Annotated in this window: 21 protein-coding genes; 9 read left to right on the top strand and 12 right to left on the bottom strand. The window is 66.6% G+C overall.

Going from position 1 to position 22,128, the window contains the following annotated elements; translation table 11 throughout:
- Window positions 1–74: 74 nt before the first annotated feature.
- The 3 genes from ACZY08_RS03395 to ACZY08_RS03385 are packed head-to-tail and all read left to right on the top strand — an operon-like array spanning window position 75 to window position 3,740.
- Complete coding sequence (locus tag ACZY08_RS03395; RefSeq protein ID WP_463743180.1) at window positions 75–1,253, top strand: spirocyclase AveC family protein; 1,179 nt, start codon at window positions 75–77, stop codon at window positions 1,251–1,253.
- Window positions 1,240–2,061, top strand: a complete 822-nt coding sequence (locus tag ACZY08_RS03390; protein WP_463743179.1) for an AAA family ATPase — start codon at window positions 1,240–1,242, stop codon at window positions 2,059–2,061. The genes ACZY08_RS03395 and ACZY08_RS03390 overlap by 14 nt, the downstream gene beginning before the upstream one ends.
- Complete coding sequence (locus tag ACZY08_RS03385; protein ID WP_463743178.1) at window positions 2,058–3,740, top strand: nitric oxide reductase activation protein NorD; 1,683 nt, start codon at window positions 2,058–2,060, stop codon at window positions 3,738–3,740. The genes ACZY08_RS03390 and ACZY08_RS03385 overlap by 4 nt, the downstream gene beginning before the upstream one ends.
- Before the next feature lie 6 nt (window positions 3,741–3,746).
- Here the strand turns inward: ACZY08_RS03385 and ACZY08_RS03380 are convergent, their stop codons facing one another.
- Entirely contained in the window at window positions 3,747–4,190 is a 444-nt protein-coding gene (locus tag ACZY08_RS03380; protein WP_463743177.1) for a MarR family winged helix-turn-helix transcriptional regulator, read from the bottom strand.
- Between the two features lie 188 nt (window positions 4,191–4,378).
- Between ACZY08_RS03380 and ACZY08_RS03375 the strand changes: the two genes are divergently transcribed.
- On the top strand, window positions 4,379–4,978 hold the full coding sequence (locus ACZY08_RS03375; RefSeq protein WP_463743176.1) for a hypothetical protein: 600 nt from the start codon (window positions 4,379–4,381) through the stop codon (window positions 4,976–4,978).
- Between the two features lie 81 nt (window positions 4,979–5,059).
- On the opposite strand, the gene ACZY08_RS03370 is transcribed toward ACZY08_RS03375, so the two are convergent.
- The 5 genes from ACZY08_RS03370 to ACZY08_RS03350 all read right to left on the bottom strand — a co-directional run bounded on the left by ACZY08_RS03370 (window position 5,060) and on the right by ACZY08_RS03350 (window position 10,864).
- Window positions 5,060–6,433, bottom strand: coding sequence for an FAD-binding oxidoreductase (locus ACZY08_RS03370; RefSeq protein ID WP_463743175.1), 1,374 nt, complete (start codon window positions 6,431–6,433; stop codon window positions 5,060–5,062).
- 10 nt (window positions 6,434–6,443) lie between these two features.
- A complete protein-coding gene (locus ACZY08_RS03365; protein WP_463743174.1) occupies window positions 6,444–7,688 on the bottom strand; it encodes an alpha/beta hydrolase in 1,245 nt (414 codons plus the stop codon).
- Complete coding sequence (fadD12, locus tag ACZY08_RS03360; protein WP_463743173.1) at window positions 7,681–9,327, bottom strand: acyl-CoA ligase FadD12; 1,647 nt, start codon at window positions 9,325–9,327, stop codon at window positions 7,681–7,683. The genes ACZY08_RS03365 and fadD12 overlap by 8 nt, the downstream gene beginning before the upstream one ends.
- Window positions 9,328–9,333: 6 nt before the next feature.
- A complete protein-coding gene (locus ACZY08_RS03355; RefSeq protein ID WP_463743172.1) occupies window positions 9,334–10,143 on the bottom strand; it encodes a 1-acyl-sn-glycerol-3-phosphate acyltransferase in 810 nt (269 codons plus the stop codon).
- Between the two features lie 148 nt (window positions 10,144–10,291).
- Entirely contained in the window at window positions 10,292–10,864 is a 573-nt protein-coding gene (locus tag ACZY08_RS03350; protein ID WP_463743171.1) for an HD domain-containing protein, read from the bottom strand.
- Between the two features lie 59 nt (window positions 10,865–10,923).
- Between ACZY08_RS03350 and ACZY08_RS03345 the strand changes: the two genes are divergently transcribed.
- The 3 genes from ACZY08_RS03345 to ACZY08_RS03335 all read left to right on the top strand — a co-directional run bounded on the left by ACZY08_RS03345 (window position 10,924) and on the right by ACZY08_RS03335 (window position 13,287).
- Window positions 10,924–11,766 (top strand): arylamine N-acetyltransferase family protein, encoded by an 843-nt coding sequence (locus tag ACZY08_RS03345; RefSeq protein ID WP_463743170.1) that lies wholly within the window; start codon window positions 10,924–10,926, stop codon window positions 11,764–11,766.
- 63 nt (window positions 11,767–11,829) lie between these two features.
- On the top strand, window positions 11,830–12,753 hold the full coding sequence (locus tag ACZY08_RS03340) for a helix-turn-helix domain-containing protein (protein ID WP_463743169.1): 924 nt from the start codon (window positions 11,830–11,832) through the stop codon (window positions 12,751–12,753).
- Window positions 12,754–12,756: 3 nt separating this feature from the next.
- Window positions 12,757–13,287: a dihydrofolate reductase family protein gene (locus ACZY08_RS03335; RefSeq protein ID WP_463743168.1), complete on the top strand. Its 531-nt coding sequence runs from the start codon at window positions 12,757–12,759 to the stop codon at window positions 13,285–13,287.
- On the opposite strand, the gene ACZY08_RS03330 is transcribed toward ACZY08_RS03335, so the two are convergent.
- Window positions 13,268–13,915 carry a TetR/AcrR family transcriptional regulator gene (locus ACZY08_RS03330; RefSeq protein ID WP_463743167.1) on the bottom strand — a complete coding sequence of 216 codons (648 nt, stop codon included), beginning with the start codon at window positions 13,913–13,915 and terminating at the stop codon, window positions 13,268–13,270. The two genes, ACZY08_RS03335 and ACZY08_RS03330, sit on opposite strands and share 20 nt — an antisense overlap.
- 314 nt (window positions 13,916–14,229) lie before the next feature.
- On the opposite strand from ACZY08_RS03330, the gene ACZY08_RS03325 reads away from it, so the two are divergent.
- Window positions 14,230–15,027 carry a crotonase/enoyl-CoA hydratase family protein gene (locus tag ACZY08_RS03325; RefSeq protein ID WP_463743166.1) on the top strand — a complete coding sequence of 266 codons (798 nt, stop codon included), beginning with the start codon at window positions 14,230–14,232 and terminating at the stop codon, window positions 15,025–15,027.
- Window positions 15,028–15,105: 78 nt separating this feature from the next.
- Here the strand turns inward: ACZY08_RS03325 and ACZY08_RS03320 are convergent, their stop codons facing one another.
- The 3 genes from ACZY08_RS03320 to ACZY08_RS03310 form a co-directional block, all read right to left on the bottom strand.
- Window positions 15,106–15,327: a hypothetical protein gene (locus ACZY08_RS03320; RefSeq protein WP_029106398.1), complete on the bottom strand. Its 222-nt coding sequence runs from the start codon at window positions 15,325–15,327 to the stop codon at window positions 15,106–15,108.
- A gap of 135 nt (window positions 15,328–15,462) precedes the next feature.
- The gene (locus ACZY08_RS03315) at window positions 15,463–16,941 is read right to left on the bottom strand and encodes an aldehyde dehydrogenase (protein ID WP_463743165.1); all 1,479 of its coding nucleotides are present in this window, start codon (window positions 16,939–16,941) and stop codon (window positions 15,463–15,465) included.
- Window positions 16,942–16,996: 55 nt separating this feature from the next.
- On the bottom strand, window positions 16,997–17,785 hold the full coding sequence (locus ACZY08_RS03310) for a class I SAM-dependent methyltransferase (RefSeq protein ID WP_463744132.1): 789 nt from the start codon (window positions 17,783–17,785) through the stop codon (window positions 16,997–16,999).
- Window positions 17,786–17,833: 48 nt separating this feature from the next.
- Between ACZY08_RS03310 and ACZY08_RS03305 the strand changes: the two genes are divergently transcribed.
- Window positions 17,834–19,003: a glycosyltransferase family 4 protein gene (locus ACZY08_RS03305; RefSeq protein WP_463743164.1), complete on the top strand. Its 1,170-nt coding sequence runs from the start codon at window positions 17,834–17,836 to the stop codon at window positions 19,001–19,003.
- A 254-nt stretch (window positions 19,004–19,257) separates the two neighbouring features.
- Here ACZY08_RS03305 and ACZY08_RS03300 read toward each other — a convergent pair whose 3' ends face one another.
- Together ACZY08_RS03300 and pgfA are read right to left on the bottom strand one after the other, a co-directional pair.
- A complete protein-coding gene (locus tag ACZY08_RS03300) occupies window positions 19,258–20,898 on the bottom strand; it encodes an MmpA family trehalose lipid delivery protein (RefSeq protein ID WP_463744131.1) in 1,641 nt (546 codons plus the stop codon).
- Window positions 20,899–20,920: 22 nt separating this feature from the next.
- Window positions 20,921–22,111, bottom strand: coding sequence for a cell envelope lipid trafficking protein PgfA (gene pgfA, locus ACZY08_RS03295; protein WP_463743163.1), 1,191 nt, complete (start codon window positions 22,109–22,111; stop codon window positions 20,921–20,923).
- Window positions 22,112–22,128 lie beyond the last annotated feature (17 nt).

The raw sequence follows: 22,128 nt of genomic DNA, 5'->3' as shown, positions 1-22,128 counted from the left end.
GCCCAGTATATTTGCATCGGTTGGTCCGCCTCGCGCTGACCACTGCCTCCACGATCGTCAAGGGGAAACCGATCATGAGTGATCTGTCCAAAAAGTCTGCTGTCACCGAATCGCTCAGCGGAATCGCTGAGCTCGAAAAGCAAGGTCCGTCGTCGTCGAACGCATTCAAGATCTGGGCGACCGTCGGCGGAATGGTCCTGCTGCTGACGTTGTATCTGTTCACCCGATGGGTTACCGGCCCCTACTTCGAGTCGGTGTCGGGGGGCCCGAGCGAGCCGCCGATGTACATGAAGATCCCGCTGATGGCGAACGCCGTCGTGCTCTGGATCGGCCTGCCGGTTGCCCTGTGGTTCTTCATCATTCGGCCCTGGGTGCGGGAGAGGCGTATCACGCTCGACGGCATGCTGTTGGTGTCGATGGGCCTGATGATGTTCCAGGATCCGATGCTCAACTACTACAGCACCTGGTGCACGTACAACGCCTGGCTGTTCAACCAGGGGTCATGGGCACCGCACATTCCGGGCTGGGTGGCGCACGAGGAACCGGGCCACACTGTGCCCGAACCGCTGCTGACCAACATCCCGGGCTACGCGTACGGTGTCTTGCTGCTCACCATCGTCGGATGCGCGCTCATGCGCAAGATCAAGAACCGCTGGCCCGGGATCAGCAACCTGCGGCTGGTCCTGGTCACTTACGCGGTCGCCATCGCCTTCGACTTCGTCATGGAGGCCCTGATCATGCTGCCGATCGGGTTCTACTCCTACCCGGGCGCGATCCAGTCGCTGTCGTTCAACGCCGGCACCTATTACCAGTGGCCCATCTACGAAGGCTTGATGTGGGGTGGCGTCCAGACGGCGCTTGTCTGCCTGCGCTTCTTCACAGATGACAAGGGCCACACCGTGGTCGAACGCGGAATCGACCGGGTCCGAGGTGGATTCGTCAAGCAGCAGTTCATCCGATTCCTGGCGATCTTCGGTGGTGTCAGCGCATGCTTCTTCCTCTTCTACAACGTTCCGGCGACGTGGCTCGGCATGCACGCTGATCCGTGGCCGGAGGATGTGCAGAAGCGTTCCTACTTCAACCCCGGAATCTGTGGAGAGGGAACCGACCGACCGTGTCCGACCCCTGACCTGCCGTTACCGACCAAGCACTCCGGGTACGTCAATCACGAGGGTGAACTGGTCCTGCCGGAAGGCGTAACCATGCCGCCCGTCGTGCCGATCCAGAGGCCGAACAGCGATGACGGCCAGTAAGTTTCGGCCGCTCGCCGAACCCGGTTCACCGTCGCCGTTCTACCGGGCCGCGGGTAGGGAGATCGAGACCTTCCGAGCGGCCGCCCGCCGCGGTGCACCGGTGCTGCTCAAAGGGCCCACCGGGTGCGGAAAGACCCGTTTCGTCGAGGCGATGGCGCACGAACTCGGTCGTGAGCTCATCACCGTCGCGGGCCATGAGGACATGACATCGGCCGATCTGGTGGGCCGGTTCCTGCTGAAGGGCGGCGAAACCGTTTGGGTGGACGGCCCGTTGACCAGGGCGGTGCGGGAGGGCGCCATCTGCTATCTCGACGAGATCGTGGAGGCACGTCAGGACACGACTGTGGTCATCCATCCGCTTGCCGACCACCGGCGCGAACTGCCTATCGACCGGCTCGGCACCACCTTGTCCGCGGCCCCGGGCTTTCAACTGGTGATCTCCTACAACCCCGGTTACCAGAGCATCCTGAAGAGCCTCAAAGACTCGACCCGGCAGCGCTTCGTCGCGATCAGCCTCGACTTCCCGGCTCCAGAAGTCGAAACCGAGATCGTGGCGCATGAGGCGGGGATCGACTCATCAACCGCTGCGTCACTGGTCGTCCTCGGAAACGCCGTGCGGGATCTGGACGGCTCGGCACTGAGCGAGGTGGCCTCAACCCGCATGCTGATTCTCGCCGGCGGACTCGTCGCCGAAGGACTCAGCCTGCGCGACGCTGTCCAGTCCGCTGTGGTGGAGGTGCTGTCCGACGATGCCGATGTGATCCGGGGCCTCGGAGAACTCGTCGACGCGGTCCTGCCGCCACCGTGACCGGTCGTCCAGAGCCGCACCACTTCCGGTTCCTGGCCGGATTCCTCGCCGGGCGGTCCGTCGAGGTTTCGGCGGCCCGCGCGGACGAGTTGGCCTATACCGACGGGCAGGTCGTCTTCGTGTCGGCGAGCGCAGATCCGGACAGGCAGCGTCGCGAAGTGTTGGTCCAGAGTGCGCTTCTGGGAGCCGGAAGCCTTGACGGTCAGTACGTCAAGCGACTACGGGCACGGCCCCAGCTTGCCCGCCGCTACCTGGCGCTCGAAGGGCACCGCGTACTTGCCGAACTCGGTTCGCGTGTTTCCCTGGCGGCCGCGGTCGGCACTGACTCCGCTGCGCGGTCGGCCAGTTCCGAGGAATCGCTTCAGATCGCGCAGGGCAGAACCAAATTGGACCCACCGCCGGATTGGTTCGGGACGATCAAACCGTCCAAACTGAGCCGCGTCGACGGGGCGAGGTCACGCGCGACCGATGCCGATGTCCGGATGAACGCCGAGCACACCGACCCGTCCGAGATGGATGAGGACGATGATGACGACGACGGACCGGCAGAGAAGAGCTCGATCCTCAAACTGTTCGAGGCTCCCATCGGGACGCGGACGCCTGCGAAATTCCTGCGCACGCTGTTCGGCGGCTCCCGCTCGTCCGGAAGCGAGGGTGCCGGCGGGGAATTGGGGGTCGGCTCGATACGACGGACTTCGCGCGCCGGCGTGAATGCGCGCCCGGTACCGACCCCGATCCACTTCACCCGCGTCGAGAAGCCTGGTGCGGCCCTCGCAGTCGGCGGCGCCTTGTATCCGGAATGGGACGTCTTCAGCGGTCGCTATCGGGAGAACCGGTGCCGCGTCATCAATTTTCCGATCACCGCCACGGTGGACAGCTCAGCCGTCGGTGTGACACGTGACGCGGTTCTGCGGCGCAGACTGGCGAGAGTGGGCCTCGGTCCCAAAGTGTTGCGCGCCCGTGCCGACGGCGACGACGTGGACAACGAGGCCTTGATCGACCTGTTCGTCGATCTGCGCTCAGGTTATTCACCTCCCGAGCACGTGTACACGGAGCGCCGCAAGCTCGCCCGCAACCTCGGTGTGCTCATCCTCGTCGACGCTTCGGGATCGGCGACCGATGCCGATGGCGACGGTCTCGCCGTCCACGACCATCAACGTCGCGCGGCCGCGACACTCGCCGCGACACTCGAGGAACTCGGCGACCGTGTCGCGGTATACGGGTTCCGCTCACAGGGTCGCCAAGCAGTGCACCTGCCTGTCATCAAGACCTTCGAGCAACGCTTCGGCGCCGCCGAACGATCCCGGCTCAGCCAACTGCAGCCATTCGGCTACACCCGGCTCGGTGCCGGCATCCGTGGCGCGGGGGAGATCCTCAAAAACCAGGCAGGAACGCCACATCGGCTGCTGATCGTGCTGTCGGACGGCTACCCGTACGACGATGGCTACGAGGGCCGATACGCCCAGGCCGACACCGCCAAGGCCTTAGAAGAACTACGGGCCGAGAGCGTGGCCTGTCTGTGTCTGTCCATTGGTGCACCCGCCGATGCCGACGCGCTCGTTCAGGTATTCGGCTCGAGCAGTCATGCGGGAGCCCCGACGTTGTCGGAGCTGAGCCCGCGGATGGATGAGTTGTTCTTGTCGGCGCTGGCCGAACTGGCCGCTCCGAAGCCACGGTGACGTGAGTCAGGAGCCGGCCGGGCCGCATACGGTGTCGTCTCCGGCTTTACGCAACAACGCTTTGAGTTGCCGTTGTTCGGTGGGCGTCAGGCGGTCCAGTACCCGCTGATCGGCGTTGTGGACGGCGTCCTCGGCGCGGGTCAGCAACGCTCGGCCTGACGGGGTGAGTTCGGCGGGCAGTGCCTTTCCCGCAACTGCCGTATCGGGGCGGTGCACGGCGCCCGCGCCTTGCAGGCGGTGCAGCAACTGGTTGGTGGCCTGCGCGCTGACATTGGTGAAGCGGGCCAGTTCGGCGCTGGTGAGCCCGGGATTGAGCGAGATGATCCGCAGGCAGACGAACTCCGCCAGTCCGAGTCCCAGCGGGGCGAGAACGGCCGCCACCTCTGGCCGCAACGTTGCAGCCACCCGGTGCAGGAGGTAGCCCAGCGGCTCGCTGTCGGGGGCAGTCATAGCTGGCATCCTCACACGCGCCGCCCCCGCCGACGATGAGGATGGGTCGGACCGTTTCGCCCACAGCTCAACCAGTTCTCAGGCAGATCTCATTGAAATGTCTCCTGGGCGGGCGTATCAAGGAACTTGATACACATACCGGGCCGCGTTCCGTCGGTCCGGATGAGATCTGGAAAAGGATGTGTGACATGGGTTTTGGAGGATTCGGTGGCGGCTGGGGTCCGGCGGGATTCGGCGGCGGCAGCTGCGGCCATGAAGGACAGGGCGGTTTCGGTGCGGGAGGGTTCGGCGGTGGCTTCGGCGGCCCCGGGTTCGGTAAGGGCTTCGGGCCCGGGTTCGCGCTCAAACGTGCTGCGGTCGGCACGGCGGCGCTCTTGCTCGACGGCCCGGCCACGGCGGAACAGATCGTCGAGCGCACCACCGAGGCCACAGGCGGCGCCTTCACCCCGCCGCTGGACATCGTCGAACTGGCCATCTCAGGACTGGCCGGCCGCGGTGTGGTCACCGTTTCCGACGGTGTTGCCACGCTGACCGATTTCGGCACCCAGCTGCTGGCTTGGCGCGGCGTCACCAGTGAGACCGCGCACGCATTGTTGGGCAAGGTAGGCAAGTTCGCCGACGTCATCAAGATTCGCACCGGCCTGCACGAGGTGGCGGGTCTGGCCCGCACCATCGCGTTCACGGGCACCGACGAACAGAAGGCGAAGCTCGGTGAGGTGCGGACGAACCTGCTCGCGGCGATCAGTGAGGCGAAGAAGGCCCTGCACGGCGCGCTGGCCGAAAGCTGAAATTCCCCGCCGAGACTACGGTTTGTGACGCAATTTCGGCTGACCGCATCAGAAACCGTAGTCTCGGCGGGTCGGGCTGCCTCAGCGCAGCACCGAGCCCGGATTGAGGATGCCCAGCGGGTCGAGAGCGTCCTTGATGCGACGGGTCAACGCCATCACGTCGTCGCCGAGTTGCAGTGGCAGCCAATCCCTTTTGAGGCGGCCGACACCGTGTTCGCCGGTGATCGTGCCGCCCAGCGCGATTGCGAGCTCCATTACCCGGGCGAAGGCCTGCCGGGCCCGCTCGCTCATGTCCGGGTCGTCGGCATCGAACACGACAACCGGGTGGGTGTTCCCGTCACCAGCATGAGCCACAACGCAGATCAGCACGTCGCAGTCGTCGGCGATGTGTTTGATACCGGCCACCAACGCCGGCAGGTCGGGGATCGGCACGGTCACATCCTCGAGATAGAACGTGCCGAGCTGCATCAGGGCCAGGCCCACCAACCGCCGGGCCGCCGTCAAGGCTGCCCCTTCTTCGGGATCGTCGGTGGCGTAAACCTCGGTGGCCCCGGCCTTTTCGCAAGCCTTCACGATGTGGGCGATCTCCTCGGCCGCAGCGCCCGGGGCGTCAGACTGGACCAGCAACAATGCCTGTGCCGAACGGTCCAGGCCCATGCGACGGTAGTCCTCGACCGCGTTGATGGTGGCGTGGTCCATCAACTCCAACATGGCCGGTCGGACTATGGCCGTGATCGCCACCACCGCGTCCGCGGCGTCCTCCACCGAGGCGAACACCGCGACCACTGTCGACGCCGGAGGCTGCGCCGGGATCAGCCGCAGGGTGAGTTCGGTGATCACCCCGAGGATGCCTTCAGAGCCGACGAACAACTTGGTGAGCGACAGACCGGCGACATCCTTCAGTCGTGGGCCGCCGAGGGTGACGGCGGTGCCATCGGCCAGCACCACCTGCATTCCCAGTACGTAATCGCTGGTGACCCCGTACTTCACACAGCACAATCCGCCCGCATTGGTCGCCGCGTTTCCACCGATCGAGGAGATCTCGACAGAGCCGGGGTCCGGCGGATACCACAGGCCGTGCTCGGCGGCGGCTCGCTTCACCTCGGAGTTCAACAGGCCGGGTTGCACAACCGCGGTGCGGTTCGCGGTGTCGATGCGTATCTGCCGCATTCGCTCGGTGCTCAGGATGATGCCGCCATCAACCCCGTTGGCGCCTCCGGCGAGCCCCGACCCTGCGCCCCTGGGCACCACGGCGACGTGGTGTGCAGTTGCCCATCGCAGCACGGCCTGCACGTCCTCGGTGCCGGTGGCCCGTACCACGGCTCGCGGCACGCCCGCGTCGGGATCGAGAGCGGCATCACGGCGATATCCCTCGATCACCGCGGGGTCGGTGACCACCGCGCCGTCGGGTAGTTCGGCGACCAGCGTGGCGATCTCAGGGTCCGACGCGGACATCTTCAGGAGCTTACCGACCGGCAGCGGCACCCGCGGTGAGCCGAGCCCGGGCCCTTGCCCAGGTGAGAAACTCCGCGACGGCATCGGCCGTGTAGTGCCCGCGCGGTGAGCCGAAGATGTCGAAGGCGTGCTGCGCGTGCGGGATCTCCGCGTAGACCACCGGTGAATTCGACACCTTGCGCAGTGCGGCGACGAAATCGCGGCCCTCCACCACCGGGATGAGTGAATCGTTCGTCCCGTGCAACACGAAGAACGGCGGTGCATCGGGGTGCACCAGGGTGATCGGCGACGCGTCCTGGTACACCTGCGCATGGGTACCCAGCGGCAGCTTCACGATCAGCCGCTCCAGGATCTCCATGAACTCGGCCCGCCCGGGACCCGTGGTGCTGAACCAGTCGTAGCGACCGTAGACGGGGACCGCGGCCGCCACCGACGTGTCGGCGTCCTCGAATCCCGGCTGCCACTTGGGATCGTTGGGGGTCAACGCGGCCAACGCGGTCAGGTGCCCGCCCGCCGAACCGCCGGTGATGCACACCGCGTCCGGGTCGCCGCCGTACTCGGCGATGTTCGCCTTCACCCACGCCAACGCCTGCTTCACGTCGATGATGTGGTTGGGCCACGGGTGGCGAGGGCTGATCCGGTAGCCGATCGACACACAGATCCAGCCCTGCTCGGCCAGGTGGCTCATCAGCGGATACGACTGTGGCCGGCGCATGCCGATCATCCATGCTCCGCCCGGGACCTGCAGCAGCACTGGCGCTTTGCCGTCGCGCGGCAGGTCCGGGCGCATCCAGATGTCGGCCAGGTTGGCCCGGTGCGGGCCGTAGTGCACGGTCTTGCGGGCGTAGCGGCGCCGGCTCATCGCGGTGGAGTACACCTCACCCCGCCGTAGGGGCCGCAGCGTCGACGGGTATTCGTCGGCCAGTGCTTCGTGCACCGGATTCTCGAAGTACGGCCGCGATTGCACACCGCGCCGGTGCACCAGCACCAACAATGCCCAGGAAATCGCCTTGAGCAGCAACGAGATTCGGCCACCTGTCGAGCGATAGTCGCCGCGGATGCCGCGGCGCAGCGCATCGAGCGCCGACACGGTGATCACCAGCGGGGCGTTCTCCGAGGTCGGCCAGCCGAACGCGAAGGACTGCACGGTGCTGTAACCCCTGCGCCCGAGCGGTTTCACTGCGTTGGCAGCGTTGAGCAACTCGGCGGCCGCTGCGAGCAGCTGCCTTCTTGGTCCAAGATGGCGGTCAGCCATTCACCATCTCCTGGAGTCGACGGCGGTCGATCTTGCCGGTGCTGTTGCGTGGCAACTCGTCGAGCACGGTGATCTCCCGCGGCACTTTGTAATTGGCGAGGTTCTCCCGAACATACGCCTTGAGGTCGTCGGCTGTGGCGGCGCCGGAGAGCCTCACGAACGCCACGAGTCGCTGACCGTACTTTTCGTCGTCGACACCGATGACCGCAGCTTCGGCGACGTCGGGATGGCCGGCCAAGACCTTTTCGACCTCGATCGGATACACGTTCTCTCCGCCGGAGACGATCATCTCGTCGTCGCGGCCCACCACGAACAGCCGGCCCGCCTCATCCAGGTAGCCGACATCACCCGAGGACATGAAGCCGTCGTGGAAGTCTTTGCCCTTGACGGTGGGGCCCCCGGTGTAGCCGTCGAACTGCGTCGAGTTGCGGACGTGAATGGTTCCCACTTCGCCGGTGGGCACCTGCCGGAACTCCGCGTCGAGGATGCGGATCTCGGTGCCCTCCGCTGGTTTACCGGCCGTGTCGGGTGCGGCGCGCAGGTCGGCCGGTGTGGCGGTGGCGATCATGCCGGCCTCGGTGGCGTTGTAGTTGTTGTAGATGATGTCGCCGAACCGGTCCATGAAGGCGGTGACGACGTCGGGACGCATGCGTGATCCGGATGCCGCGGCGAACCGCAGTGTGCGGCCGTCGTACCGATTCAGCACGTTCTCGGGCAGGTCCATGATCCGGTCGAACATCACCGGCACCACGCACAAGCCCTTGGCCCGGTGCCGGTCGACGAGCTCGAGCGTGGCTTCGGGATCGAACTTGCGCCGGGTGACGATCGTGCAGGCCATCGACGCCGCGAAGGCCAGCTGGGAGAAACCCCAGGCGTGAAACATCGGCGCCGCGATCACGACCCGCTCTTCGGTGTGCCACGGGGTGCGATCCAGGATCGCCTTGAGCACCTCGGGTCCGCCGCCGGAATGCTTGGCGCCCTTGGGGGTTCCGGTGGTGCCCGAGGTGAGCAAGATGACCTTACTCTTCTCGCTCGAGCGACGCGGCTCTGTCCCGCGGTGCTGCTCGACGAGCTTAGCCACGGTGACGTCATGGGCATTGGTGTCGGTCCACGCCACGATCCGTGCGGCGCCGGGCCGGTCGGAGAGGGCCTGGTGGACGGTGTCGGTGAACTCTTCGTCGTAGATGACGGCATCCACCGCTTCGCGGTTGACGACCTCGGCCATGGCGGGTGCGGCGAACGACGTGTTGAGCAGCAGTACGTCGGCGCCGATGCGGTTGGCGGCGATCAGCGACAGCACGAAGCCACGGTGATTACGGGCCATGATGCCGAGCACCTTCGGTTCACCGCCCGGCAGCGCCTGCAGGCCGGCGGCCAAGGCGTCGGCCTGTTGGTCGACCTGCTGCCAGGTCAGTGTGCCGAGCTCGTCGACCAGGCCGGGCCGGTTCGGGCAACGCTGAGCTGACGCGGCGAAACCCGAAGTGACACTCATGTTTTCGCGGGCCATGGCGGCAGCGATGCGCAGGTATTTATCCGGGCGCATCACCGTGATGACACCGGCGCGGCGCATGGTGGTGACCAGGCCGACGGTGTCGGTGACTCGGTCCAGCGGTCCCGTCAGCAGATCGAGCGGATTCACCGGCGCTCAGCCGATCACCGGGAAGCGGCGCTGGTCGGCCAGCTCGTCCAGCGCGCGCTGCATGACCCGGCGGACGTGCGCGTCGACCTCGTCGATGTCGGGGTTCTCGCCGAATTCGGCCTCGATGTCGATCGGCTCCAGCGTCTTCATCACGATCTTGGACGGCAGGGGCACATTGAGCGGCAGCACCGCGGACAGGCCGAATGGGAAGCCGAATGACACCGGCACGATCTTGGTGCGGGCCATTCGCGCGATCGGCCCGAGTGCCTTGGCGATTTCGGTGCCGCGGGACAGGAACAGGTGCGTTTCCTGGCCGCCGATGCCGACCATCGGCACGATCGGGACGCCGGCGTTGATTGCGGCCTTGATGTAACCGGTGCGCCCCCCGAAATCGATCTTGTTCGCCGACAGGGTCGGGCGATACACGTCGTAGTCACCGCCGGGGAACACCACGACCACGCCACCCGAGCGCAGTGCCTCGTCGGCGTTCTCATGGTTGGCCCGGATGAAGCCGGTCTTCTTGAAGAAGGCCGCGGTCGGGCCGGTCATCAGCATGTCGTGGCTGAGGGTGTACACGGGACGCTCGTAGCCGAACTTCTCGTAGAAGCCGGTGGCGAACACCGGCACGTCCAGGGCGAACAGGCCGCCGGAATGGTTCGACACCACCAGCGCACCGCCGTTGGGGAAGTTGTCCAGGCCCCGTACCTCCGCGCGGTGGTAGCCCTTGATCAGTGGCCGCAGCAAGCCCATGACCTTCTCGGTCAGGCCCGGATCCCATTTGGTGATTTCGGACGGGTCGATGTCGGACGCGGCCACAGGGTCCCCCTATGTGGATTGGAACGTGTTCTAGTTTTGCTAGTGTACCCAGGTCGTGGGCGAAAAACCCATTTGCTTGGTGGGTCCATCTGCCTACCGTCGAGTAGCTGCGGTCAATCCTCTCAAAACCACAGGTCGAGTGGCGTCGCTATGAGGTCAGCTCGCGTATCTCCTCGCCGACGTTGCGCCGGGCTTGCTCCTCCCAGCGCTTCCGACCGGGCGCGGTGTGGAAGATCGGTCCGTCGAGCAATGACGCGAGCACCTGCGCCCGTGCAGGCCGGAAAACGTCGTCGGCAACCGACGCGTACTCCGCACGAACCGCCTCGGCGTACTGCCGGTAACGCAGCGCCGGGCCCCCGAGCACCGACAGGTCGGCGTCGCTGAGCACTGCGCCGTTGAGGTCGCCGGCGTCGACCTTGTGGGATTTGGTCGCCAGCACGAGGCGGGCCACTTCGTCGCGGTCATGGGATCCGCCCAGCAGTTCGCGGGCCAGCATCGCGGAGCGGTCTTCGTTGTCGTCGCGGCCGATCTCGTAGATCGCATCGTGGAACCAGGCTGCGAGTTCGACGGCTTCCCGGTCGAACTGCAGGCCGTCGTCGGCGAGGGTGCCGATCGCGTCGAGCACTTCACGCAGGTGTACGACGTTGTGGTGCTTGCGGTGGGGCTCGGACCAGCGGGCCAGGAGGTCTTCCCGCAGGCGCTCGGTGAGATGGGCGGCCATGGGTCCAGTGTGCTCCGCGGTTGACCTCAACCGTTGTTGAGGCACCATGATTGGCGACCATGGGATTGGACCTCACCGCATACTTCGACCGGATCGGCCATCAGGGTCCGGCATCACCTGACCTGGACACGCTGCGCGACGTCGTCGCCGCGCACGGCCGGTCGATCCCGTTCGAGAACCTCGACCCGTTGCTGGGTATCCCGGTCGCCGATCTCAGTGCCGAGGCATTGGGCGACAAGCTGATCACGCGACGCCGCGGTGGTTACTGCTACGAGCACAACGGACTTCTCGGCCATGCCCTGGACGAGCTGGGGTACGGCGTCGACCGGCTGGCCGGTCGGGTGGTCTGGATGAAGGAACCTGACGCGCCTTTGCCTGCGCTCACCCACAATGTGCTGGCGGTTACCGTTCCCGGGGAGGCCGGCCGCTTCCTGGTCGACGTCGGCTTCGGCGGGCAGACGCTGTCATCGCCCATCCGGTTGCAGACCGGCGCCGTGCAGCAGACCCGGCATGAGCCCTACCGACTGCTGGAGCTGCCCACCCGCGGCGAGCCGGAGTACGAGCTGGCCGCTCAGGTGCGCGGGCAGTGGCAGCCGCTGTACCGGTTCACCACCGTGCCGCAACCGCGCATCGATCTTGAGGTCGGAAGCTGGTATGTCTCAACGCATCCCGGCGGGGTATTTGTCGTCGGTCTGACCGCGGCACTGGTCACCGACGACGCCAGGATCAACCTCCGCGGCCGGAACCTGGCCATCCACCGGCGCGGTGAGACCGAACGTATCCGCTTCGACACGGCCGCACAGGTTCTCGATGCGCTCACCGAGCGGTTCGGCATCAATCTGTCCGATCTCGATCCGGAAGTGGACGCCGAAGCCCGGGTGGCCCAGGTCCTCGACAGCTGAGCCGGCCGGGGCAACCACAGCAGGAAATGTCATGTTCCCCGGGCGTGCGGCCGACCATACTCGGTGACCGTGGAGGTTCAACCGAACGGGCGTGACCGATTGCGGGATTTGCTCGACGCCGTCGTCGACGACGACAACTCCGGCGTCGGCGACATGGCCCGCAGCAGTTACGCCTCGGAGTTTCACTTCTCCCGGGAGGTGCGCCGGCTGACCGGAGAACCGCCCGCGGCGCTGCGCCGGCGGGTCATGTTGGAGCGGGCGGCCTGGCGGCTACAGCAGGGTGTCGGAGTAGCGGAGGTCGCCGAGACCGAGGGCTGGTCGTCGGCCGAGGTGTTCTCCAGGGCGTTCCGCCGGGCGTTCGGGGTGCCGCCGTCACGCGCCGCCGATGTCGCGTTCCGGTTGACCGCTCCGAACGGGGTGCACTTCCACCCGCCGCAGGCATTGTGGTGCGATGCCGATCCGGGCGAGGCGTCCGGGCCCGATATCACCCAGTTCATGCTGGTACACGATGTCGCCGACACCGAATACCTGATCGGTGCTGCCGGTGGACTCTCTGAACAGCAATGGGCCCAGGATGTTTCGCCGGGGCAGGTGGTCCTGGACTGGGACGGCCCGGAGCCCAGCGTCGCAGCGGTACTCGGAGCGATCGTGTGGACCAAAGAGGTCTGGCTGGCGACCATCGAGGGCCGGGATTTCCCGTCGCGTGACGCGACCGGCAAGGCGACGGCCGAGCAACTCGCGGCTCACCACGACGCCATCGGAAAGCGCTGGACCACATTGATATCGGAGTACTCGGCAGCAGGACGTCTGGGCGACACCGTGATCGATGCACTGTGCGATCCGCCGGAATCCTTTCAGCTGTACGGGATCATCGCGCACGTACTGACCTACTCGGCGCATCGGCGCGCTCTGGTGCGCGGCATGCTGGCGCGCCATGGTCTCGAAGTGGACCGTGGCGACCCACTGGAATGGATGAGGAGGGACTGACCGGTGAAGACCGTGTACTACACCGCGTCGAGCTTGGACGGGTTCATCGTCGACACCGATGAGAGCCTGGACTGGCTGATCACCCGCAACATCGATCAGCAAGGCCCATTCGGCTACGACGAATTCATCAAGACGATCGGGGCACTGGTGATGGGTTCGGCGACCTATCAGTGGATCCTGAAGAACCAGCCGGGTGAGTGGATGTACGAGCAGCCGACGTGGGTGTTGACGCACAGGCCGCAGATCGTCGCCGCCGGTCATCCCGTGCAGGTGTTCTCCGGGGACATCGCCGGGCTGCATCCGCGCCTGGTCGACGCGGCGGCGGGTAAGGATGTCTGGGTGGTCGGGGGTGGTGACGTTGCCGCACAGTACGTCACGGCCGGGTTGATCGACGAGATGGTGGTCAGCTATGCGCCGTGCACCTTGGGGGCTGGATCGCCGGTCTTGCCGGTCCGTTCCGAGTGGGTGCTGGCCGAATCGGCGCCCAACGGTGAGTTCGTTTGTGCCCGATGGGTCAGGACGACGGCCGGCTGAGCCGGGGAACACCATTACGGCGGACGAATTCCCTTGACTTGATCAGGAATTCGAGTTGCCGGGCGACATCGTGCAACGGCTCGACCGATTTTGACGAGCGACAGAGCACCACGACGCCCTCGAGGGTGGCTATGCACATCACCGCGAGTGACGACGCGTCGGATTCGTCGAAACCGTCGGCCGTGAAGGCTCCGGTCAGGGACGTGCGCCAGCGGTCGAAGATCGCGGCGGCGGCCGCGGCGAGATCGGGCTCGTCGTCCGGTGCGGCGATCGCCACCGCGACCACCGGGCAGCCGGCGCTGAAATTGCTTCCGGTGAGTACCCGCTCCCAGAAACCGACGAATCGGTGCACCAGATCCCATGCACTGTCGGATGTTTCGGCGCCGATCACGCCACCGATCGTGTCTGCGGCGTATTGCAGCGCCTCGATCAGGATCTGCCGGCGCCCGCCGGGGAAATGGTGATACACCGATCCGCGTGGCGCACCGCTGCGGGCCAGCACCTCATCGATCGTGACGCCGGCGGCGCCCCGCTCACGCAACACCTCGACCGCGCTGCCGAGCATGCGGGCGCGGGTCGAGCCACGCTTGTTACGTGGCTTCGTGGCGGTGTCAGGCAACCCGGTCATGAAGGAACTGCGTGGAACAGCGAAGAAGCATCCGGGGGGTGATGGTGCGCACCGGGGTGTGCGGCGTGTGAACCCGACGGCTGAACCGGTGACCGGCGAGATTGAGTTCAACGACCCACATCGCGCACCGCCCTTCTATGTCATCCACCATAGAAATGATGGAATCCTCGCATGATGTCGAGTATCCGACGTACACACTGGTGTGCAAAAGACTAGCAGGTTAACTGCTCCTGAACAGGTTCTCCCTGCGCCGAGGGGAGGCACCAAAATTATGATGTCTTGCATAATTCTGTGAGCAGGCGTTGACTGCTCCCATGACGACCGACCCGGCACTCGAAACCCTCACGCTGCAGCGGGACGGCCACGTCCTGCTGATCGGGCTGAACCGTCCGGACAAACGCAACGCGTTCAACGTCGCGATGCTCACCGATCTCGCCCTCGCCTACGGACTGCTCGAATCCGATGACGACCTGCGCGTCGGTGTGTTGTTCGCCCACGGGGCGCACTTCACCGCCGGCCTCGATCTCGTCGACGTGGCGCCGCATGTGGCCAGTGGTGATCTACCCATGCCCGAAGGCGGACGCGACCCGTGGCGCCTCGACGGCGACTGGACGAAACCGGTGGTGGCCGCGGCCCAGGGCCGATGCCTGACCCTGGGCATCGAACTGCTCCTGGCCGCCGATATCCGTGTGGCGGCGCAGGACACCCGGTTCGCGCAGATAGAGGTGCTGCGCGGCATCTATCCGTTCGGCGGCGCGACCCTGCGCCTACCGCGCCAGACCTGCTGGGGAAATGCCATGCGGTGGCTGCTCACCGGCGATGAGTTCGACGCTGCCGAGGCGTATCGGATCGGGCTGGTCCAGGAGGTCACGCCGGAAGCCGGCGCGGCCGTCGCCCGGGCGACCGAGATCGCCCACACGATCGCCGACCGGGCCGCGCCGCTCGGTGTCCGCGCCACTCTCGCGTCGGCGCACCTCGCGCACAGTGACGGGGACGCCGCTGCGATCGCCCGGCTGCGGCCCGTGGTCGCCGAGCTGTTCGCGACGGCCGACGCCGCCGAAGGCGTGCAGTCCTTCATCGAACGCCGGGCCGCCAACTTCGTGGGCCGCTGAGTCCCCTGCGCGAGCAGACACAAACCTGCCCCAAAATGCCGGTTTTGGGACAGTTTTGTGTCTGCTCGGCGAATGAAATCAGCCCGCGGTGTCGAGCGCGACCAGAGCCGCGGCCACCGCGAAGAACTTGTTGGACCCGAGCTGCCGCACGGTCTTGATGTTGAATGCCGCAGCCAGATGCTCGGCATCGGAGTCGGTGACCCCGGCCAGCGCCGCCGGTGAAGCGTCCAGGATCTCCTTGAGCGACTTGTCTTCGTAGGCCTTGTCGAGCGACTTGGCCAGATCGACGGAAACTGCCACGGTGCCTCCTCGTTGTTGGGGCGCCCACCTTAGCTGCCCAGCCTGAATTCCGGCTGTCCGTTTCCTGGGGCCGCCAGACGCGAATGTCCCGGAAAACCGTGGTCTTCCGGGACATTCGCGGTTGTTCGAGGAGTTTTACTCCGGCGTGTAACCAAACGGCAGCAGCACACTCTTGGCCTGGGTGTAGGCGTCGATGCCCTCCGGGCCGTTCTCGCGTCCGATGCCCGAGTTCTTGAACCCGCCGAACGGGGCGCCCGGATCGAAGGCGTACATGTTCACCGCGTAGGTGCCGGTGCGGATCTTCGAGGCGATCTCGACGGCCTTCGGGAAGTCCGTCGTGTACACGCTGCCGGCCAGGCCATACGGCGAGTCGTTGGCGATGCGCACCGCATCTTCCTCGGTGTCGAACGGGATCACCACGAGCACCGGCCCGAAGATCTCTTCCTGGGCGATGGTCATCGAGTTGTCGACGTCGGCGAAGACGGTCGGCTGCACGAACCAGCCCGAATCCAGGCCCTCGGGACGGCCACCGCCGGTGACGATGCGGGCACCTTCCTCGACGCCCTTCTTGATGTAGCCCTCGACGCGCTCGCGCTGCTTCTCCGAAATCAGCGGGCCGATCATCGAGGCCGGGTCGTCGGGCAGACCGACCGGCATGGCGGCGACGGCGGCCGAGAGTTTCTCGACGACCTCGTCGTAGCGGGACCGCGGCGCCAGGATGCGGGTCTGGCCCACGCAGGCCTGCCCGCAGTTCATCAGGCCGGAGAACACCAGCATCGGCAGGGTGGAGTCCACGTCGGCGTCCTCGAGGATGATCGCCGCGGACTTGCCGCCGAGTTCCAGCGTGCAGGGCTTGAGCTTCTCGGCGGCGATCTTGCCGATCTCCCTGCCGACACCACTGGAGCCGGTGAAGGTGAACTTGTCCAGCTCGGGGTTGGCGGTCAGGGCGCGACCGGTCTCCGGTCCGCCGGGCACCACCGAGAGCACGCCGTCGGGCAGGCCGGCCTCGGCAAGGACCTCGGCGAACAGGTTGGTGGTCAGCGGGGTCTCACCGGCCGGCTTGAGCACGACGGTGCAGCCGGCGAGCAAGGCCGGGCCGAGCTTGTTACAGGCCAGGAAGAACGGCACGTTCCAGGCGATGACGGCGCCGACGACGCCGATCGGCTCCTTGATGACCAGGGTCTGGCCGTAGATGCCGTCGCGGATGTCTTTCCACTCGTACTTGTCGGCCGCACCGGCGTAGTACTGCAGGCTGGACACACCCGCGCCGAACTGCATCATGTCGACGATGGTCGGCGGCTGGCCGGTCTCCAGCTTCAGCAGGTGCTTGAAGTCCTCGGCCCGCTCGTTGATCAGCTCGACGGCCTTGGCCAGCACGGCCTGCCGCTCCGCGGGCGACATGTGTGGCCACGGACCCTCGTCGAACGCCTTGCGGGCCGCGACGCACGCGGCGTTGACGTCGGCCTCGGCGGCCAGCGGAACCTGGCCGACCTTCTCGCCGGTCGCGGGGGAGAAGACCTCGATGACCTCAGAGGTCGAAGGCTCCACCCAGTGGCCGCCGATGAACAGTTTGTCGAATTCCGTCCTAGTCACGGCTGGCGAGGTTTGTGTCATGGCCGTCACATTACCTACGTTTCCTGAAAACGAGAACCTGTTCCAGTTGACGGTTTCAGGACGGTCGCAGAACCAACACCAGATTGCTCACCAAGAACTCCCGCAACCCTGGCACCGAGGTCATCCACCAGGCCCATCGTGGGTGGTAGCGCGGAAAAGCCGCGATCAGCGCACCGGTACTGGCCGCCCATTGCAGACCGTCGGCGGCCGACACCGCGAACAACGACGAGCCGTAGTCGTTCTTGGGTCGACGACCGTGTTTGCGGGTGTAGCGCTCGGCTGCCCGGGCGCCGCCCAGGTAGTGGGTCAGCCCCATCTCGTGGCCGCCGAACGGGCCGAGCCACACCGTGTAGGACAACACCACCAATCCACCCGGCTTCGTCACCCGCAACATCTCGTTGCCGAGCCGCCACGGGTGCGGCACATGCTCGGCGACATTGGAGGACAGGCAGATGTCGACGCTGTCGTCGGCGAACGGCAGCGCCATCCCGGAAGCCCGCACGAACGTGCCCGATGCGGAATCGACAGCCGGGCTCATGCCGGATGTCGCCGCTCTCGCGGCTCCGGCGTGCGCCTCCCGAGGGTCCGGCTCCACCCCGATGTAGTGCATGCCGGCCTGATCGAACGCCGACGCGAAGTAGCCGGGCCCGCCGCCCACGTCGAGCACGGTGCGCCCGGCAGGGGATTCGCCGGTGGCACCAGACCACAAATCAGTGACCACGTCGACGGTATCGGCGGCCAGCGCCCCGTAGAAGCGGGCCGGTTCGCTCTGCTCGAACCGGAATTGCGCCAGTAGGCGCACCGACCGGCTCAGGGTCGCCCGGCGGGCAAAGCGCGCCGAGATGTCGCTGGGCTGCACCTGCCCAACCTACTGACCGGTATCCTCAACACGATGTCTGCCCGTCCCGATCCACGCCTGCGGAGCGTCCTGCTCTTGTGCTGGCGCGACACGGGGCACCCGCAGGGCGGCGGCAGCGAGGCTTATCTGCAGCGCATCGGCGCGTGCCTGGCCGACGACGGCGTCAGCGTCACGTTGCGTACCGCGCGGTACCCGGGCGCGGCCCGGCGCGAAGTGGTCGACGGAGTACAGATCAATCGGGCCGGCGGACCCTACAGCGTGTACATCTGGGCCGGGCTGGCCATGGTGGCCTCCCGCGTCGGCCTCGGGCCGCTGCGCAAGGTCCGGCCCGATGTCGTCATCGACACCCAGAACGGACTGCCGTTCCTGGCCCGGTTGGCCTTCGGCCGTCGGGTGGCGGTGCTCGTGCACCACTGTCACCGGGAACTGTGGCCAGTGGCCGGCCCGATGAAGGGCCGGATCGGCTGGTTCGTCGAGTCCAAACTGTCGCCGCGACTGCACCGTCGCAACCAGTACGTCACCGTATCCCTGCCCTCGGCCCGTGATCTCAACGAGCTCGGGGTGGATTCCGGCCGGATTGCGGTGGTGCGCAACGGACTTGACGAGGCTCCCGTTCCCACCCTGGAGCTGCCGCGGTCGACGAGCCCGCGCCTGGTGGTGCTTTCCCGGCTGGTGCCGCACAAGCAGATCGAAGACGCTCTCGAAGCCGTCGCGACGCTGCGCACCAAGATTCCCGGGCTGCACCTGGACATCCTGGGCGGCGGCTGGTGGCGGCAACGACTGGTCGAACATGCCGAACTGCTCGGCATCTCCGATTCGGTGACGTTCCACGGCCATGTCGATGAAGAGACCAAACACCGTGTGCTGCAGCAGAGTTGGGTGCACGTGCTGCCGTCGCGGAAAGAGGGCTGGGGGCTCGCGGTCACCGAGGCCGCCCAGCACGGGGTGCCGACCGTCGGCTACCGCGCTTCCGGCGGGCTGACCGACTCGATCGTCGACGGGGTCACCGGGCTACTCGCGGAGGACCGTGACGCCCTGGTTGCCGGGCTGCATCAGCTGTTGAGTGATCCGGTGCTGCGGGTCCAGTTGGGTAGCAAGGCTCAGGCCCGCAGCGACGAATTCTCTTGGACGCTCAGCGCGGACGCGATGCGGGCAGTCCTGGAATCGGTGCACGGGGGCAACTACGTCAGCGGGTTGGTGTAGCCGCACCGGTCCGCCAGTCGCAGTTTCGGAGAGATCCCCGATGTGCCCGGCTGTCAGCGACAATCGAGCGACAAGTGCCACAGTGGCAACGCCGACCCCTTCAAACCCATTGTCGCTCGGTGGTTTTGCCACTCGTGCACCATCGGTCTCGTCAATCTCAACTGTCCAGCGCCCACCTATCAGCGACACTGTCGCTCGCGGGTGGGCAAGTCGGCACTCGCTTCCGCGTCGCGTCGCGTCGCGAGACGTCGGAGTCAGCGGCGCGCCTCTGATCGCCCGCGTACTCGCCACAAACTGACGGCCATCCCGATCGCCCCGCCGACCAGAACCAAAACCCACACCAGGTGTGCGGCGATCATCACGCCCCGTTGTGAGGCGGCGGGAGCGTCGCCGCCGACCCGATGCACCGCGACCTCTCGATCGGACTCGCGCACCACCCAGCCCACCCCGGCCTCGGCCAATTGTTGATCGGTTGCGCCCGAGAGCACGAGGTCCTGCACGGCCCGCGCGCGTACCCCTTCACCGGGCACGGTCTGGCCGCCGATGGACAGATCCCCCGTCGTCAACACATCCGCGCGCAACCACCGTGGGAGTGGGTCGAGCACCGGAGCGCCAGGCGCCCAGGAGAATTCACGCATGCTGTCCGGGGGGAGCACGGCGACCGGACGAGGGTCGGAGTTGATCTGGGCGGCTGCCGCCGCCCAGCTCGCGGGGTACTGCACCGCACGCATCTGATTGCCGACGCCCCAGGCGAGATCTGGCAGTACCGCGATCAGCGCCGCGCAGCACACCGCGGCCGCCGCGGTGGCCGGCACCCGCAGGCGCTGCAAGGCGACCGGCGCGGCGGCGGCGGCCACGACGTAGCCCGGCATGGCGAGGGCCACCCATTTCTGTCCGTCGCGTACCACGCCGAGGCCGGGTACGGCCCGGATCGTCGCGTCGACGAATACCAACCCGGGGCCGGTGGCCATGGCCGCGGGGATCAGCACGGCTGCCGCGGCCAGGATCAGCAGCGGCACCGCCGTGCGGTTGCGCACCACCACCGGCAGGCCGAGCGCGACGATGCCGACCAGTACGACGGTGGCCACCAACGCGAAAATCGTTGTGCGTGAGCCGGGTACCGCTTCACCGTTCCAGATGCCACCCAGGCCGGCCAGGCTGCCCAGGGTGGCCAGGCCCGGCTCGGCACGCGCGGCGAACGCATGAACCCCGGCTGCCGATGACGGAGATGACACGGTGCCACCGACAGCGGCGGCAACCAACCACGGCGTCGCAGCCAAAACTGAAGTTCCCGACGCGAGCGCGGTGACGCGCAGACGTCGCCACCCGTCGCCTGGGACTGCAATGCACACGAGAGCGGTCGTCGCCGCCAGCATCAGCCCCGTCGGCGTCAGTCCCGCCAGCGCGATCGAGAACACCAGACCCCACGCCGGGCGGGAGCCCGAACCGTTTTGTCGCGCGCGGGACCCCCCGCGTAGCCGCAGCACACACACCGCCACCCAGGGCAGGCAGCCGTAGCCGACCAGCAGACTCCAGTGCCCCTGCAGCAACCGCTCGGCCACATACGGGTTCCAGACGGCCAGCGTCGCCGCGATGAACTGGCCGGGCAAGCCGGGCCCCAATACCGTCGAGGCCAATCGTGCGGCGCCCCACCCGGCCAGCCACAGGCCCGCCACCAGCAGGACCTTGACCACGATCCCGCCGTCCAGCACGGTCGAGGTCAGGGCGACAAAGAAATCCTGCGGCAAGGCACGCGGTGCGGCCTCGGTCAGGCCCAGCGCCGCATCGGTCAGATATGAGCGGGGTGTGGAGACGGCGTCCCGCAAAAGCAGGTAACCGGGCCCCAGCAGGGGCCCGGTTACCAACAACGACAGTGCCAGCGCGTAGGCCGGCAGTAGGGCAGAGCGCAGGCTCAGATCACCGGTCCGGCGGTAGATCGGTTGGTCGTTGAGCGGGCAGCTTCTCGGTCTTGGCCTCAGCGCCGGGCACTTGGAAACCCTGAGTGTCGAAGAAGCCGTGATCGGCGGTGTCGAGCCCGGGATCGATCAGCGTGGACTCGGCGCGGATCGCGAACGACCCCACCACGGCGCCGCCGACGAGTGCCAGCAGGCCCAGCGCGGTGAACGTGATCGGCAGGATGCGGGTCCACAGTGCCACGCGATCCCGCTCGTCCTGAGCTGCGGCGACCTGGGACTCCACGGTCTCTTCGTTGGAGGTGACCTTGTAGTCGACGTAGGTCACCTCGGGCTTGAGCTTGTCCCGCGCGTAGTACTGGTAGCCGTGGTCCTGCTGCTTGACGATGGTGCCCGACACCGGGTCGACCCAGAAGGTGCGCTGCGCGGCGTAGAAGCGGTCCATCGTGATCCGCTCGTCGGGTTCACCGGGCACACCCCACATCTCGGGGCTGGCGGTGACCGTGCTGTCGGCGTCGTCCTCGTAGAGCGAGGAGTACTTGACCGGATCGGCCAGCTTGCCGTTGGAGTCGTAGCCCACGTTCTGGATGAACCGGTAGGTGGTCAGTCCGTTGACGTCTTCTTCACCGTCGTAGTTCGCGTCGTACGCCTTCTGCGCGATCGCGTCGAAGAACGGGTAGGTCTTCTTCTCGGTGTCGAACGGGAACCGGTAGGTCAGGCCCTCGTGCGGCAGCGCGACGTTGGTCGGCGGCTTCTCGTCCTCGATGGCCCGCGGCTTCTGCAGCGCACCACCCGGGTTGTTGTCGCTGGACACGGCCAGCGCGTTGCTGCGGTTCATCGTGACGGTATCCACCAACGCCAACAGCAGGCCGCCGTCCTTCTGGCGGTCCGTGCGCCGCAGTGTGCTGCCCACCTGGAGCGTCACCACCTCGGCGTTCGACGGTGATTCCACGCTGACCTGTTGCTGCAGTGCCACCGGCACGTTGCGGTCCACCGAGAACTTCTCGGCCACCAGGGATGCTGGATCGAAAGCGGTCGCAGTCCCGTCGCTGACCAGACTGGCATCCAGATTGAGCGGGATCTTGGCGATCTTGCCCTTGGTATAGGTGGTCAACAACAGTGCGGCGATGAGCAGAGCTGCACCCAGCCCCATCAGTCCACACGCCGCGATACGCAGCGCCACTGCGCGGTTCAAACCGGGCCTCCTTCAGT

The sequence above is a fragment of the Mycobacterium sp. IDUB_9 genome (genome assembly GCF_055419505.1).
The sequence above is the reverse complement of the archived record's forward strand: the minus strand, read 5'-3'. Positions and strand labels throughout refer to the sequence as shown.